We start from the raw sequence: 15089 nt of genomic DNA on the forward strand, positions 1-15089 counted from the left end.
ACGTACCTTTCGGCAAAAGTTCCGGGAATTTTCACGGATGAAACGGTTGCTTGGGGTACAGGATTTCCATTCCGCATAGGTTGGGGTGCTTCCCGCGGCGAGATGTTCGCACCCCAGCGCAGAGGTTGGAAGCCCCCATACTGCGGTCAGCGCGTTATAACGGATTTCGCAGCCGGCGACGCCTGCCTGTAAAAACGCGCCTCGCTACTACGCCTAAGTGGAAGCGTGCCGCCACGCCGCCTGTACGGCAGACGACCGGCGCTTGGTCGTGTTGGTCGGCGCTCACCCGCCGCCCTTGGTTACAACCATGAGGTTCACCACAAGCCGCCAAGTTAGCCGAGTAGGCGCGTTGGCTACGGCTCGGCGGGCGGGTCGTCGGTAAACTCCTTCGTTTCAGTGGAGAACTTCCTGTAATCGCTGTAGCGATTTTCGACGCTGATGTTGAGGCCGGCGACAAGCAGCACCTTAATGCCAGCATTAAAATCCTCCCGCAACGGCAGCCAGACGCCCTCGGCGTTGCGCGTCTGCTCGAAGACAAACGCCGCACCACGCTTGAGCGACGCCAGCAAGCCGCCGCCGACCTTGAAATCACTCACAAAACGACCTTCAAGCCGCGCCACTTCCTCGTCTTCGGCGTCAAACCAGACAGTCCCGACCAGTTTCTGTAGAACCTTCTCCACGTCGCTAATTGGCTTGTAGTCGGGCCGCGGGCGAAAGTCACAAACGATGACAGGTCGCCCCCGTAACGTCTCCCGCCGTGGGTTATAAAACTCACACACTCGCAGAAACTGCGAAATGGTCAACCGCCGCTTTTGCGCCTCGTCGTTGTCATCCGCCTTGAGGGTTTGGCGCTTTCGCCAGCGCGCTTCGTTCTCCTCAATGAACCTTGCCACCCGCCGCTGTTCCCTTTCCGCTTCGGACGCCGAAAGCGGCTTACCGTTCACGGCGACCAACTTACGCGCCCGCGCCCCGCCTACCAACGGATACACCTCATAGGTCTTGACTTCTGTTTCTTTGACGCGCCCATCGCCATCCAGTCGCCGAATGGTCTCTGTCAATGTGTAGGTGTACTGTGTCACCCGCTCATCCACCGCCCGCTGGTTGGTCGTGACGCGCGTCAGGAGAGCCGGCAGATCAAGTGATGGGTCGCTGGTCGGAATGTCGAAATGGTTGGCGGCGAAGGCGTTGACGCGCTGCACCTCGTTTACGGTTAGCGTAAGTGTCGGTTCGTCAGGCGCTTCAAGCGTGATCTGAAAAGGCTCGCGGACACCATTGACCGGACGATAGTCCGCAAACTGAAAGACGCACCGGCCTGCGCCCTGGCCGCTTTCCAAGCGCGCTAGGAGACCGGTGTCGGCGGCGAAATAGCCGGTCACCGTCGCTCGTTCTCGCGAAGTGAACACGACACAGTAGTATGGTTTCCCGTCAAGTTCCGTCGCCGGCAACGACCGGGCGGCGACGCCCTGGGCTTTGACGTCAAGGAAGCGACTAGCCAGGGCCCACCCTTCGAGCAGGAGCCGCCGCCCAGCGTCATCCACCAGCGTATAAGCCCCGTCGCGGGTTGTTTGCATCCAGGCTGAAGTGCCAGTAACGCCGAGGCGGCGCTGGTCAGCGTCGAAAATCAGTTCAAGTCGCATCCGGTTTGGGAACGCGCGGTCGAGCGTAAAGCTTCCGGTTTCGCCGGTCGCTGTTTGCGCCGCTCCACGCAGCGTCACGTTACCGGCGGCTCGGACAGCCTTCTCGCCGCCTAGCGCCGCCACGTGGCGGGCAATGACCTTGGAGGCGGGAAGTGGCTTGATCGGACGCGCCGACTGAGCGGCTGTCGGGAGATCAAAAAGCCAACACCAAACACCCATCCACAGGAGTAACAACCAGCAGCTACGGTCAGAAATGTACGGAAACGACATACGCAGTTTCGAGGCTCTTAGAGGCTCTTAGGAGAGTCGTCGGCTTTCGCCAACCAGTGAAAATGGATTTTGCATCGCTAAAGGGATTCCATAAGTTGGAAACAGCCCCAATCAGGGTGCGGGAGGAGGCGTTTGGCCCGTGAAGGAAGGCGTTGCACCGCCATCATCGTTACAGCTGTCGCGGACGGCAGCCCGGCCCTCGACGCCGACGCGCCACAAGGTCGCCGCTTGGGTAGAGCTGCTCAAGCCAGTGACCTGGATTCCCGTTATGTGCGCCTATGTTGCTGGGGCGCTGTGCAGCGCGCAGTTTACCGCCGCTAGTCTGACCGACTGGCGACTGTGGTTGGGGTTGTTGATGAGTGGGCCGCTGATTTCCGGGACGTGCCAAGCTATGAACGACTACTTCGACCGCGACGTGGACGCCATCAACGAACCCTATCGCCCCATTCCCTCTGGGCGCATCAGCTTGCGTGAAGCGACGCTTGGCGTCAGCGTGCTATGCGCGCTCACGCTCGTCGCGGCGTACCTCATCCACCCCTGGATTGTGGCGCTTGCAGTCATTGGGATCGTCAACGCGCATCTGTACAGCGCCAACCCCATCAAACTGAAGCGGGTTGTCTGGGTCGGCAACACTGTCGTCGCTGGCTCATACATTTTGCTCCCATGGATGTCTGGTGAACTGGCGTTCAAAGGCCAAGTCAGTTGGACGGCGACGACCATCGCCGTCTGCTATGTCATCGCTAGTGTCGGCAGCATGACAACCAACGACTTCAAATCGCTTGAAGGCGACGCACGGATGGGCATCCATACCCTGCCCCAGGTTTTCGGTGTTCAGCGCGGGGCCTGGTTGGGGATTTTCGTTCTCGACGCCGGGCAGTTCGCCGCCGCCGGCCTGCTGGCGTTGCTGGGCGAGTGGGTCTGGGCTGCTCTCGTCGCCGCCGTTGTTCTCCCGCAAATGTGGTTTCAGCGCACCTTCCTCGCCGATCCCATCGGGAAGGCCGTCTGGTACAACGCCCACGCCCAAGGGTTTCTTGTTTTAGGGATGTTTTTGGCAGCCTGGGCGGTACGCGCTTGAGCGAAAACCAAATCCTGTCTTGAGCGAAGCCCCCACTGTGTTGTCTGCTTTGCCTGCGCCCGCCCCCGGAACTAGATCGAAAGCAGTCGTCTGACGCCGGCGGACAGCCCCTTGCGCTAAGGTCATCGAGCGGGCGACGACGCCCACGCCCGCAGCGGCGGCGACTCACGGTACTGTAGCTCGTAAAGTCGCCGGTAGATGCCGTCGGAACGGGCGACTAGTTCCTGATGCGTTCCCATCTCGCGAATCTCGCCGCGATGCAGCACGATGATGCGGTCGGCGCGGCGCACAGTGGACAGCCGATGGGCAATGACGACGCACGTCCGCCCAACCAACAGCCGTTCGACGGCCGCTTGAATGAGCGCTTCGGTTTCACTGTCAATGCTGGCCGTTGCTTCATCCAGGATGAGAATCTGCGGATTGAACGCCAACGCCCGCGCCAAGGCAATGAGCTGTTTTTGCCCGACGGACAACGTAGCGCCCCGTTCCTTGACCACGGCCTGATAGCCGCCAGGTAAGCGCCGGATGAAGTCGTCAGCCCGCACCTCCCGCGCCGCCGCAATGACTTGTTCGTCGGTGATGTCAGCCGCGCCCAACCGTATGTTGTCGGCAATTGTACCGGCGAAAAGTGTTGGGTCCTGCAAGACAACGCCGAAGTAGCGCCGGAGTTCAGCAAGGTCAAAGTCGCGTACGTCTACGCCGTCAATCAAGATTTGCCCGCGCTGTACGTCGTAAAAGCGCATCAACAAACTGGTAATGGATGTCTTCCCTGCCCCAGTTGCGCCGACCAGCGCCACAGTTTGCCCCGGCGCGACATGGAATGACACGTCCCGCAGCACCCAGTTCTCATCCTTGTAGGCAAACCACACGCCCCGAAACTCAATTTCGCCGCGCTTGACGGTCGGCCTTTTTGGAACAACCGGCGACGTAATCACCAACGGCTCATCTAAAACCTTGAAGACCCGTTCCGCCGCCGCCATAGCGGCCTGCAAGATGTTGTATTTCTCACTGATGTCCTGAATCGGCTCATAAAATCGCTGCATCGCCTGAATAAAGAAGATGAGCGCGCCAAGCGAGAGCGTCCCTGTGAGCACCTGTCCGCCGCCGTACCAGATAACCAGCGCCACGCCCAGATTGCTGATGAAGCCGATCGCCGGATAGAACACGGCGTAGTAAAAAATCGTCTCGATGTTGACGCGGCGGTGCGCGTCGTTCACGGCGTCAAACGCGCGCAGTTCGCGGGCTTCACGGTTAAACAACTGCACCGTCGCCATACCCGAAAGGTGTTCTTGGAGAAAAGCGTTGATGCGGGCTAGACGGGCGCGCACCTCACGATATGTTCGGGTGGCGTTAGTCCGAAACCATGCCGTCACCGCCGTCAGCAGTGGGACGACGACCAAGCTCACCAGCGCCAACTTCCAGTTGATGAGGAAAAGAAAGCCAAGAATGCCGACGAGCACCACGACATCGCTGAACAGCGTCACAAAACCCGACGTGAACAGTTCGTTGAGGGCGTCCACATCAGAAGTCAGGCGCGTCGTCATCCGACCAATCGGCGTCCGGTCGTAATAACTCAGCGGCAGCCGCTGAAACTTGGCGAACAACTCGCGGCGCAGGTCGTACATCACGAACTGCCCCGTTCCGTTGAGCAACATGGTTTGCTGGTAGGTCAGGCCAAACACCACCAGCATCAAGCCCAAGTAGAGCGCGCCGATGAGACTCACGCCGTCAAAAGGCGAGGGACGACCGCCCAAGAGATCAAAGCTGGATGCCAACATCCGTGAAAATAGCCCCAGTTGACCGTGGGCGGGCGGCATCAGGAACAAGTCCACCGCCGCCATCGTCAGGTTGAGCGCCAGCAATTCAAAACCCGCCGTCAGCGCAATCAGCGGAATCGCCAACGCCACCCGTTTGCGATAAGGCTTGAGGTAAGTCAGGAGTCGTTTGGCCAGCCGGTGATCGTAGGCTTTGCCAAGCACCTCGTCGTCAGGCTGACTCATGTGAAAAACAACATCCTTTCTTGCGCTTTTCGGCTGGAACCGACAGCCGGCCGGCGCTAAAGTACCGAAAATGTCTTTTGTGTGGATAGCCTAAGGCGCTGATGTCCGCCTATCACAGGTTTACGGCGTGCTGTCTGGACGCCGCCGCTTGTCTTCCACAGTTTTTTGCTAATTTTCAACTCTGGCTTGGTTTTCAGACACTGCCGTTTGGTTTAGTTTCACAACAACAAAAAACAAAGAAAGGTTGCTACTTATGTCGGATTTGCTTGAACTTCGCCGGACCTACGACGCATTGCTTGAACGGATTGCGCCGCTGCGGAGGTTTCTTTGACCCGGAAGGTAAACGTCCACAACTGGAAAAGCTCGAAACCCGTGTCGCCGACCCAAACTTCTGGAATGACCAAGAACAAGCGCAGAAGGTGCTCAAGGAGCGGCGGCGGCTGGCCGATGCAATTGAGCTAGCGGCTTTCTATGACCGTGAGTCGGCCGATTTGGAAGTTCTGTTTGAGTTTGCTGAAGCGGACCCAGACTCACTTGCCGAACTGGCGGCCCGCTTGAAGGCGCTGCAAGCCAAGGTCGAAGCGACCGAAGTACAGATGCTGCTGTCTGGGCCGGACGACGCCAACAACGCCATTGTGCGCATCCAGTCGGGGGCGGGCGGGACAGACGCCCAGGATTGGGCGGAAATGCTGCTGCGGATGTACCTGCGCTGGTGCGAACGACGTGGCTTCAAAACCAGTATCCTTGATGTGCAGCCCGGCAAGGAAGCAGGCATTACCTCGGCGGAATTCATGGTGGAAGGCGACTACGCCTACGGGTTGTTGTCGTGTGAAAGCGGCGTGCACCGGCTGGTGCGGATTTCGCCGTTTTCTTCGGCAGGAACGCGCGAAACCAGCTTCGCCTCAATCTTTGTGACGCCTGAAGTCGAAGACGACATCGAGATCGAAATCAACGAAAAGGATCTCCGCATTGACACCTATCGTTCGTCCGGGGCCGGCGGGCAGCACGTCAATGTCACCGACTCCGCCATTCGCATCACGCACCTGCCGACCGGCATTGTGGTGTCGTGCCAGAACCAGCGGTCACAGCACCAGAACCGTGAGATGGCGATGAAGGTGCTCAAGTCACGGCTTTACGAACTTGAGCTTGAGCGCCGCCGTGCTGAAAACGCCAAGTTAGAGGCGACTAAGCGCGATATTTCCTTCGGTTCCCAAATCCGTAGTTACGTGTTACATCCATACCGACTCGTCAAGGACACCCGCACCAAGCTGGAACGCAGCGATGTGGAGAATGTTCTTGACGGCGACCTAGACGATTTCATCAAGGAGTACCTTGTCGCCAAGAACCGCCAGCCGGAGGGCGTCCTTGTCGCTAGCAACGACACCTAGCCCACGCGGCCAAATGCGGCTGTCTCAAAGGACTCGCTGAGGACAAACACGCCGATGACCAACAGCTTGCCCCCAACCGTCACCCCCGCCGACCAAACATACTTCGTGCCTTCGCGTTTTAGCGAAGCCGTCGGTATCCTACTTGGGTTCTGTGCCCTGACGCTCGCTCTCGCCCTCCTCTCATTCCACCCAGACGATGTTTCCTGGAGCGTCAGCGCCTCGGTGACGCAAATCCACAATGCGATCGGCGTGGTTGGCGCGGCGGCCTCTGATGCCCTGCTGCAAAGTCTCGGACTGACGGCTTACGCCTTGCCGCTACTGATCGGCTTTCACGCTGTCCAAGTGTTTCGCGGTCGGGCGCTGTTGGTGTCGGCTGAACAGGCCGCCGGCGTCACCGGCTTGCTGCTTGCGTCGGCCGGTTTTCTCTCCCTGTTCCGGGAGTTGCCCTTGTTTTGGGGGCGCATTCATCCAGGTGGTTTTGTCGGCTTGACGCTTGAAAGCTGGCTTGAAGCGGCGCTCAATCCCCTTGGCGCCGGCTTGGTTCTGATCGGCGCAGCGTTGCTGTCGCTGATGCTGGCTACGACGTTTTCATTTCGGGGCTGGTTGCTCACGTGGCGGCGATTGTCACCACTGGCCCAAACGGCGACGGCGGAGGTCCCCGACCAACCCGCTACACCATCCGCCAACGGCGGCCTCCCCGTCACGGTTGCCCGCCGCCGTAGTCATTCAACCGACAACAGCTATGGTGCTGTCGCCGAGTCTTTGGAGGACAAAAGCCGTCACGAGCAACGGATTGCTGAAGCGCTCTACGGTGGCGACGAAGCGCCCGGCATCGTCTCTGGAGTGCGCCGAACACCGCATAGCGTTCCGGCGGCTGATTTCTCGACCGAGGCCGCCGCCGTGTCGGCTGTACCAGAAGCGCCGGTCGAGCCGACGCCACCTCCGCCGCCGGTCGCGCCCGCGAGCGAGTCGCCGCCGGTTTTAGAGCAGAAGCCATCTGTTTTGGAGCCAAAAACGCCGGCTGCCGCACCGACGCCGCTGGAGATCCCACGCAGTCCTGGCGCAGATGTTCGCCGCTTGGCCCGTGAGGCAATTGAGCGCCGCAACAGCGGCAACAATGCGCTGGTTCGAGAGCTGCAACGCCGAACTGAACCAGAGCCGCCCGTCGCCGGCCGCCGCGCAGGTGTGTCCACACCACAGCTTCAGGACGACGTGCAACAGGAAGTCGCCAAAATGGTGCAGGGCGTTCAGATTGTCCGGCGTCACTCCACACCGCCGACGCCTGCCGCCATCCAACCGGCAGTTGTCCAGCAACCGGCAACTCTAGCCAGCAACCGGTTTGGTGCAGCGGCGGGGACGGCGGCTGCGCCGTCCCCGGCCGAGGCTGCAACCGCCGCGGCCTACGCTCTACCGACCGTGGACATGTTGAATCCGCCCCCGCCGCAGATGAGTCAATCCGATGAGGAACTGCGCGCGCGTGCGCGGTTACTAGCGGAAAAATGCCGTGAGTTCAACGTTGTCGGCGAAATTCAGGAAATCGAACCAGGGCCGGTGGTCACGACATTTGGTTTCAAGCCCGATCCGGGCGTCAAGTACAGTCGGGTGGTCAGCCTTGTGGACGACCTCTGCCTTGGGTTGCAAGTGGAGTCCATTCGCATTGACCGGATGGCGGGCAAGGCGACCATCGGCATTGAAGTGCCGAATACACAGCGTGACACAATTTACCTGCGTGAAATCATCGAGTCGCCGGTATTCCGTGACAATCCCGGACGATTGCCGATTGCGTTGGGAAAAACTATCAACGGCGAGCCGTACGCAACCGACTTGGCGAAGATGCCCCACCTGTTGATCGCCGGCGCAACCGGGTCGGGAAAGTCGGTGATGATTAACTCGCTGATTTGCTCGATCTTGTTTAAGTCCACCGCCAACGACGTACGCCTGATTTTGGTGGATCCGAAGCGCGTCGAACTGGAGCTGTACGCCGGGATCCCGCACCTGTTGACGCCCATTATCACTGACCCGAAGCGGGCCGCCAACGCGCTCAACTGGGCGGTCGGCGAGATGGAAAACCGCTACAAGCTGCTGGCAAGCGTCGGCGTTCGCAACATCGAAGGTTTTAATCGCGCCGTAAGCGAACCGCCCGATCCGATGAAATTTCCTGACGGGCCGCCGCCGCGCCTTCCCTACATCGTCATTGTCATTGACGAGCTGGCCGACCTGATGATGGCGGCGTCAGGCGAAGTGGAGACCGCCATTGCCCGGCTGGCGCAAATGGCGCGCGCCGTAGGAATTCATCTGGTCATTGCCACGCAACGCCCGTCGGTGGATGTCATTACCGGCCTGATCAAAGCCAACTTTCCAGCGCGGATTTCCTTCCGGGTGTCGTCCAAAGTGGACTCTCGCACGATTCTCGACGCCAACGGTGCAGAGCAGCTGTTGGGACAGGGCGACATGCTGTTTTCACCTGGCTCGTCACGGCTCATTCGCATTCACGGGGCATATGTCAGCGAGGCCGAAATCAACCGCATCACAGAGTTTCTCAAGCGGCAGGGCGCGCCCCAGTACAATGAAAGCGTCCAGATGTCGGAAGAGGAAGTTGAGGCGGCGGAAGCCGGCGTTGGGGAGCGAGATGCGCTTTACGACGAAGCCGTACGGATTGTCGTGCAGATGGGGAAGGCTTCGACTTCGGTGCTCCAGCGGCGGCTGCGCATCGGGTACGGCCGGGCGGCGGCTATTCTCGACATGATGGAGCGTGAAGGTTTCATCGGGCCGATTGACGGAAGTAAACCACGGATTGTCAAGCAGGCAGCCTATGACTACGTGGAAATGCTCGATGGGCACGCCCTGATGCCGGAGGATGAGTAGCTGCGCTAACCGGCCGGCCCGCGCGCTCAGTTTGGGCGACCACCCTGCTGTTGAGCGCCTGAAAGCGTCGCGGCTGTTGCCTTCTTGCCCGGGCCTACGGACGGCAGAGCGGCTTGCCGTTCGGATAAAACGCTTTCTACGATAGGGCTTACTTGCGTCCGGCTTTTTGCCCCACGAAGCCGGAGCCAGCCTGCGCCGGGAAAACCGATTGGGAGACGGCGCAGGACAACAAATAGAAAGTGGAGACGACACATGGACGGCATGCTTGGGGAAAGAGTCAGCGACAACGCGCCAGCGCTCACGGTTGAGCGCGTCGCAGAAGCGAATCTCCCCACGGAATTTGGTCTGTTTCGCATTCTTGGGTATCGCAGCCTGACGAGCGACGAAGAGTTTGTCGCTTTGCTCAAGGGCGTCCCCAACCCACAGACGCCCACCCTTGTTCGGATTCACTCCCAGTGCCTGACCGGCGATGTTTTTCATTCGATCAAGTGTGACTGCGGCCCGCAGTTGCAGCGGGCTATGGAAAAAATCGCCGCCGCTGGCCTAGGTGTCATTATCTACCAACAACAGGAGGGGCGGGGTATTGGGATTCTGAACAAGATTCGCGCCTACGCCCTTCAGGATCAGGGGGCTGATACAATTGAAGCCAACCTGCGGTTGGGTTTTGATGTGGACGCCCGCGATTACACGCAGTGCGCGGAGATTCTGTGCGAGCTTGGATTACGAAAAATACGCCTGATGTCGAACAATCCGCGCAAACTGGCGGCGTTGCGCGACGCCGGCTTGGAAGTTGTCGAGCGCGTACCGATTGAACTGTCGCCGCGTGCGCCCTCAATCGGTTACTTGCGCACGAAGAAGGAAAAAATGGGACACCTACTCAGCGTCGTCTGACGACGCTGACAGGTGTGGGCGGGAACGGGCCGACCCCCGGCGGCCCCGTACCGTTTCCCACAATCTTGGCTCAGTCGTCCGCTTGCGAAGCCGCCCAACGCGGCTGAAAATCCTTATCCACCAGCCGCGCTCGGACGCCTTCGGCGTAATCAGGATGCCGAATCGCCCGCTGCGCGGCTTCCCTCTCCTGCGCAAACGCGGCTTCGAGCGACGCCGGGGGCGCGGCGCACACGAGGTCCCACGTCACCTTGAGGCTGTAAGGGGAGGCGGCGCGCAGGTTTCGCCGCGCCTGCCGTGACCACTCGTCATCGGCGGCGTCCAATGACGCCAAAATAGCTTCTAGCGACGCTTGACCAAAATGCTGATCAACCCAAGCTTGACGTTCAACCGGCGCTTTCGCTGGGGTCTCCCAGCGGTCGAGGAACGCCGGAACGCCATGTTCCGCCAAGAGACGAGGTAGGTCGGCCACCTGCTCCGCCGTCAGATGGTGGGTCGCCAGACCGAGCGCCCGCGCTGTCGCGCCGTCAATACTCTCACCGGTCAGCGCTAAGTAACGTCCCCACGCGCCGGGCAGTTGGTTGAGAAACCAACTCGCCCCTACATCAGGGAAAAAGCCGATGTGCACCTCCGGCATCGCCAAGCGCGTCGTCGGCGTAGCAATCCGGTAGCGCGCGCCAATTGCCAACCCCAGCCCACCGCCCATCGTCACCCCTTCCATCACTGCTACGATCGGCTTTGGGAAATGACGAAGCCGCAGGTCGAGCGCATACTCCACGGCGAAGAATTCATCGCCCACTTCCGCGCGGCCGTCGAGTACACACTGCCGAAGCCATTTGACATCCGCTCCAGCGCAGAAACCGCGCGTTCCTGCGCCGCGTAAAAGCACGGTGTGAACGTCAGCGTCGGCGGCAAGGTCATCCAGCGCCTGATCAAGTCTGCGCAGCATGTCGGTGGTTAGAACATTGATGACCTGTGGGCGGTTGAGCGTCAGAACGGCGACGCCCGCCTGCTTCTCAAGATGCACCTGTTCTTCGTTCATAGCCGCTCAAGGGCGACGGCGCACGAAAGCGCGCCGACCGCCGCCAAGGTCGGTGGCATCATAAAGGCGGACAGCGGAATACGCTAGCGCACGTTGGTGAAGCCGACGGCGTTTACTCGGCAATCCACGCAAGCCCGCGTTGCGGCGATCCGAGGCCGCCTGCTCAACCGCCGGGCGCTGTGTACGCCGGCGCACAAAGCGCGTGAAACCGCACGGCGGTTGCGCTAGGCTCGGCCGCCAAGGGCGCACGCCCGTCGCATCCTTCATTTTCACCGCACAGGGGAAGCCATCATGGGACGTAAAAAAATCACCGTTGTCGGAGCAGGAAACGTTGGCGCAACTGTCGCCGAGTTGCTGGTTCTCAAGGAGCTTGGCGATGTCGTATTGGTGGACATTGTTGAGGGCCTGCCGCAGGGCAAAGGCTTGGACTTGAACGAAATGGCTCCGATTGAGGGCTACGATGCGCTGGTGACGGGCGTCACCAACTACGACGCTACCAACGATTCCGATGTTGTGGTGATTACTTCCGGCGCACCGCGCAAGCCGGGAATGAGCCGCGATGACCTTGTGGAAGTCAACCAGAAGATTGTCGCCAGCGTAACGGAACAGGTTGCGCCGCGTTCGCCCAACGCGGTTTTGGTCGTCGTTGCTAACCCGCTGGACGCTATGTGTACGGTTGCGCACCGCGTCTCCGGCTTTCCGCGCGAGCGCGTCGTCGGCATGGCGGGTGTCCTCGACTCTGCGCGCATGCGCTATTTCCTTGCGGACGCGCTTAAGGTGTCGGTGGAAAACATCACGGCCTTTGTCCTTGGCGGCCACGGCGACACGATGGTGCCGCTGCCACGTTACTCAACGTGCGCGGGCATTCCAGTCACGGAACTGCTGCCGGCGGAAACCATCGCTGCCATCGTTGAACGGACACGCAACGGCGGCGCGGAAATCGTCAAGTTGCTGGGGACATCCGCTTGGTATGCGCCAGCTGCCGCGACGGTGGAAATGGTTGAGGCCATCATCAAAGACAAGAAAAAAATCTTGCCCTGTGCGGCGCTGCTGCAGGGGGAATACGGCCTGGAAGGACTGTTTATCGGCGTACCGGTCAAACTCGGCCAAGGCGGGGTTGAGCAGATTATCGAAATTAAGCTCACCGACGATGAAGCCGCCGCCTTGCGGAGGTCGGCGGACGCCGTACGGGAACTAGTCAACCTGCTCAAATAGGCGCGCGGCAGCGGGTGCGAGCGGAGCGGACAGTCGGCGAAAAATGCACGGCGCGGCTTACTGTTCGCCGTCGCGGACGATCCGCCGTCACGCCCAACCGCAGCGCCGCTTCTTGGCGCGGGGTTTCCACTCTGTTCCATAAACGCTGTGGGGCGGGCTTCCCCCGCCCCGTTAGGATAACCGGCGCGATGCAAAAGACGCGGCGCCGCCGTCGCTGAAGCGATATATTTCAAGTCATCGTAGAGGCCAACACCTCCCCGACACGAAACACACACCTGATGACCGGCTCACCACTCACCTACTGGGATTACGTCAAGCTCGACGCCATCCACGACCTGCAATCTGAACGGCAGACCGACTGCTACGACGAGGTGATGTTCATCGCCGTCCATCAGCACTTTGAGTTCTGGTTCGCGCAGGTCATCCGCGACCTTCGGGAAATCATTCGCCGCCTCAACCTAACGCCGCCCGAAATCGTCGCTGCGACCGATCTCTTGCATCGGTGCAATTTGGAATTTGCGCTCGCCGTGCAGGGCTTCGAGGTGATGAAGACGCTCACCCGCGAGAGCTTTCTTGCGTTTCGCGGCGCGCTCCAACACACGTCGGGTCTGCAAAGCGTCCAACTTACGGTCATTGAGCTGCTGGTTGGACGCACGCCGGATACGCTTTACCACCACCTGATTGATGGTCCCGGCATGCGGGATTTCCTCGCCAAGTACGGCGGACCCGACGGGCTGATAGCGCAGGTTATCGGCGAAGTCGAGCGAACCGGCAATTTGCGCCGCGCCTACGAGCGCGTCGCCGCCGCGCCGACGACCGACCCGGGGCAGTTGGCCGCATTACAACGCGAACTCGTGGCGCTGGACCGGCAACTAGCCGACTGGCGGCGGCGACACGCTGAAACGGCCGCTAAGGTACTTGGACGTGACTTCAGCGAATCGGCCGGCACGGTTGGCAATACGCGCTCATGCCGTGACAACCTCGAAATCGGCAAACGCCACACCCGGCGTTACTTCGCCGACCTTGACCCGGAGGCCAGCACACAGGCGACGCCTTTACAGGAGACGCAGCCATGACGACCACACGTATCGTCACCGACCAAGCCCCGGCCGCCATTGGCCCTTATGCCCAAGCCGTACGGGTTGGCGATTGGCTTTTCACATCGGGACAAATCCCGCTTGATCCGGCCACGATGACCATCGTTGGCGACGATGTCGCCACGCAGACTCGACAGGTTCTTAAGAATCTGGCGGCCGTAGTGCGGGCGGCCGGCGGCGATTTGTCCCACGTCGTCAAGACGACGGTGTTTCTCAAGGACCTGAACGACTTTCAAGCGATGAACGAGGTCTACGCAACCTTCTTCCCTAGTGAACCGCCGGCCCGCTCGACCGTTGAGGTTGCCCGGCTGCCCAAGGACGTGCGGGTGGAGATTGAGTGCATCGCCGTCATCCCGTCCCGAACGGGTGGGTAACGCGCCGCGTCAACGACTTGTTTCCAGCCAAACGGCGTCATTATAGTGCGGCTCCGGTTAGGCGTCACATCCCCCACATGGCGAGGGAAGCGTGGAAAGAAAAATTCTCATTTTGACCTCCGACACCGGCGGAGGCCACACAAGCGCCGCTCGCGCGCTCGAAGCTGGCTTGAGCAAGGTCGCCGAAGGCGTCAGGTTTTTGGTTCACATAGCCCATGCGCTGGAAGAGTGCAGCGCCGCAACGCGGGCGGCGGGCAATGTGTACAACTTCCTGCTGCGTTCGCACCAGAAGTACGTCAAGTACTACCATCGTCTCATCAACCGCTATCACCCCGAACGCTGGAGCATCATCAAGCGGTACGCCAAGCCTTACCTCGAACGCCTGTTTGATAAACACTGCCCGAACCTGATTGTTTCGGTACACCCGATGTTCCAGTACCCGATTGGGCGTATCCTGCACGACCTCAACCTGAGCGGGAAAATCCCGTTTGTGACGGTCGTCACTGATCCCTGTGGGAATTCTTGGCGGGCGTGGGGTGACGAGTTTGTTGACCTCTACATTGTGGCGCACGAGCGCGCCAAAGCCGAGCTGCTGGAATACGGCGTCGCCGAGCACCGAATTCGTGTCATCGGCATGCCGATTCACCCGAAGTTTCAGGAAGCCAACCAGCTTGATCCCCAGCTTCTGCGCGCCGAGTTGGGACTCAATCCGAACAAGTTCACAGTCTTTGTCAACGCCGGTTGGGTCGGCGGCGGCAACATCCCCCGGATTTACCGGACGCTGGTGGCGGCTGACCTTGACCTACAGGTGATTTTCCTAACCGGCAAAAACGAGCGGTTGGCGGAGGAGGCGCGCGCACTGGCCCGGCAGGCGCGCTTTCCGGTCAAGGTACTGGGTTTTTCCAACCATATGGAGCGCCTGATGCGCGCGTCGGATGTCATGGTTTCAAAGCTGGGCGGTTTGACGACATTTGAGGCGTTGGCGACGCGGCTACCTATTATCGCCGACGCCGTGACGCCGCCAATGCCGCAAGAAGCTGGGACGGGCGTGCTACTGGAAGAACACAATGCTGGCTTGCTCCTGCGCCGGGCCGAGGACATTGTACCCATCCTGCGGCATTTACTGAGTACGCCGATGCGGTTGAAAGCCATGCGCGAGGCGGCGGCGGCGCTGGGCGTTCCCGACGCGACGCAGCGCATCGTCAACGAAATCTCAGCCCTTGTCCCCGCATAAGCTT

11 protein-coding genes are annotated in these 15089 nt (G+C 60.4%); 8 read left to right on the plus strand and 3 right to left on the minus strand.

Annotated features, from left to right (window positions below; all coding sequences use genetic code 11):
- Nucleotides 1–353: 353 nt before the first annotated feature.
- Nucleotides 354–1907, minus strand: a complete 1554-nt coding sequence (locus tag NZ585_07560; protein MCS7079893.1) for a hypothetical protein — start codon at nucleotides 1905–1907, stop codon at nucleotides 354–356.
- A 139-nt stretch (nucleotides 1908–2046) separates the two neighbouring features.
- Between NZ585_07560 and chlG the strand changes: the two genes are divergently transcribed.
- Nucleotides 2047–2982 carry a chlorophyll synthase ChlG gene (chlG, locus tag NZ585_07565; GenBank protein MCS7079894.1) on the plus strand — a complete coding sequence of 312 codons (936 nt, stop codon included), beginning with the start codon at nucleotides 2047–2049 and terminating at the stop codon, nucleotides 2980–2982.
- A gap of 122 nt (nucleotides 2983–3104) precedes the next feature.
- Here chlG and NZ585_07570 read toward each other — a convergent pair whose 3' ends face one another.
- Nucleotides 3105–4982, minus strand: a complete 1878-nt coding sequence (locus NZ585_07570; protein MCS7079895.1) for an ABC transporter ATP-binding protein/permease — start codon at nucleotides 4980–4982, stop codon at nucleotides 3105–3107.
- Nucleotides 4983–5235: 253 nt separating this feature from the next.
- Here NZ585_07570 and prfB point away from each other — a divergent pair.
- From prfB to ribA, 3 genes are all read left to right on the plus strand, one after another.
- A protein-coding gene (prfB, locus tag NZ585_07575; GenBank protein ID MCS7079896.1) for a peptide chain release factor 2 occupies nucleotides 5236–6370 on the plus strand; the annotation gives its coding sequence in 2 pieces (ribosomal slippage) (nucleotides 5236–5301 and nucleotides 5303–6370; 1134 coding nt in all).
- Between the two features lie 54 nt (nucleotides 6371–6424).
- Complete coding sequence (locus tag NZ585_07580; GenBank protein MCS7079897.1) at nucleotides 6425–9235, plus strand: DNA translocase FtsK; 2811 nt, start codon at nucleotides 6425–6427, stop codon at nucleotides 9233–9235.
- Nucleotides 9236–9487: 252 nt separating this feature from the next.
- Nucleotides 9488–10126 (plus strand): GTP cyclohydrolase II, encoded by a 639-nt coding sequence (gene ribA, locus NZ585_07585; GenBank protein MCS7079898.1) that lies wholly within the window; start codon nucleotides 9488–9490, stop codon nucleotides 10124–10126.
- Nucleotides 10127–10196: 70 nt separating this feature from the next.
- Here ribA and NZ585_07590 read toward each other — a convergent pair whose 3' ends face one another.
- Nucleotides 10197–11165, minus strand: coding sequence for a 3-hydroxyisobutyryl-CoA hydrolase (locus NZ585_07590; protein MCS7079899.1), 969 nt, complete (start codon nucleotides 11163–11165; stop codon nucleotides 10197–10199).
- A gap of 291 nt (nucleotides 11166–11456) precedes the next feature.
- Between NZ585_07590 and mdh the strand changes: the two genes are divergently transcribed.
- The 4 genes from mdh (at nucleotide 11457) to NZ585_07610 (ending at nucleotide 15085) form a co-directional block, all read left to right on the plus strand.
- A complete protein-coding gene (mdh, locus tag NZ585_07595) occupies nucleotides 11457–12380 on the plus strand; it encodes a malate dehydrogenase (protein ID MCS7079900.1) in 924 nt (307 codons plus the stop codon).
- Nucleotides 12381–12658: 278 nt separating this feature from the next.
- Nucleotides 12659–13456: a tryptophan 2,3-dioxygenase family protein gene (locus NZ585_07600; protein ID MCS7079901.1), complete on the plus strand. Its 798-nt coding sequence runs from the start codon at nucleotides 12659–12661 to the stop codon at nucleotides 13454–13456.
- The gene (locus NZ585_07605; protein MCS7079902.1) at nucleotides 13453–13851 is read left to right on the plus strand and encodes a RidA family protein; all 399 of its coding nucleotides are present in this window, start codon (nucleotides 13453–13455) and stop codon (nucleotides 13849–13851) included. The genes NZ585_07600 and NZ585_07605 overlap by 4 nt, the downstream gene beginning before the upstream one ends.
- A 91-nt stretch (nucleotides 13852–13942) precedes the next feature.
- Nucleotides 13943–15085, plus strand: coding sequence for a hypothetical protein (locus tag NZ585_07610; GenBank protein MCS7079903.1), 1143 nt, complete (start codon nucleotides 13943–13945; stop codon nucleotides 15083–15085).
- Nucleotides 15086–15089: the final 4 nt, after the last annotated feature.

Source organism: Chloracidobacterium sp. (assembly GCA_025057975.1).
GTDB lineage: Bacteria > Acidobacteriota > Blastocatellia > Chloracidobacteriales > Chloracidobacteriaceae > Chloracidobacterium.

Excerpts from the sequence above, each read along its gene's own strand:
- NZ585_07560 (MCS7079893.1), bottom strand. The coding sequence starts at position 1,907 with ATGTCGTTTCCGTACATTTCTGACCGTAGCTGCTGGTTGTTACTCCTG.
- NZ585_07570 (MCS7079895.1), bottom strand. The coding sequence starts at position 4,982 with ATGAGTCAGCCTGACGACGAGGTGCTTGGCAAAGCCTACGATCACCGG.
- NZ585_07580 (MCS7079897.1), top strand. The coding sequence starts at position 6,425 with ATGACCAACAGCTTGCCCCCAACCGTCACCCCCGCCGACCAAACATAC.
- ribA (MCS7079898.1), top strand. The coding sequence starts at position 9,488 with ATGGACGGCATGCTTGGGGAAAGAGTCAGCGACAACGCGCCAGCGCTC.
- NZ585_07590 (MCS7079899.1), bottom strand. The coding sequence starts at position 11,165 with ATGAACGAAGAACAGGTGCATCTTGAGAAGCAGGCGGGCGTCGCCGTT.
- mdh (MCS7079900.1), top strand. The coding sequence starts at position 11,457 with ATGGGACGTAAAAAAATCACCGTTGTCGGAGCAGGAAACGTTGGCGCA.
- NZ585_07600 (MCS7079901.1), top strand. The coding sequence starts at position 12,659 with ATGACCGGCTCACCACTCACCTACTGGGATTACGTCAAGCTCGACGCC.
- NZ585_07605 (MCS7079902.1), top strand. The coding sequence starts at position 13,453 with ATGACGACCACACGTATCGTCACCGACCAAGCCCCGGCCGCCATTGGC.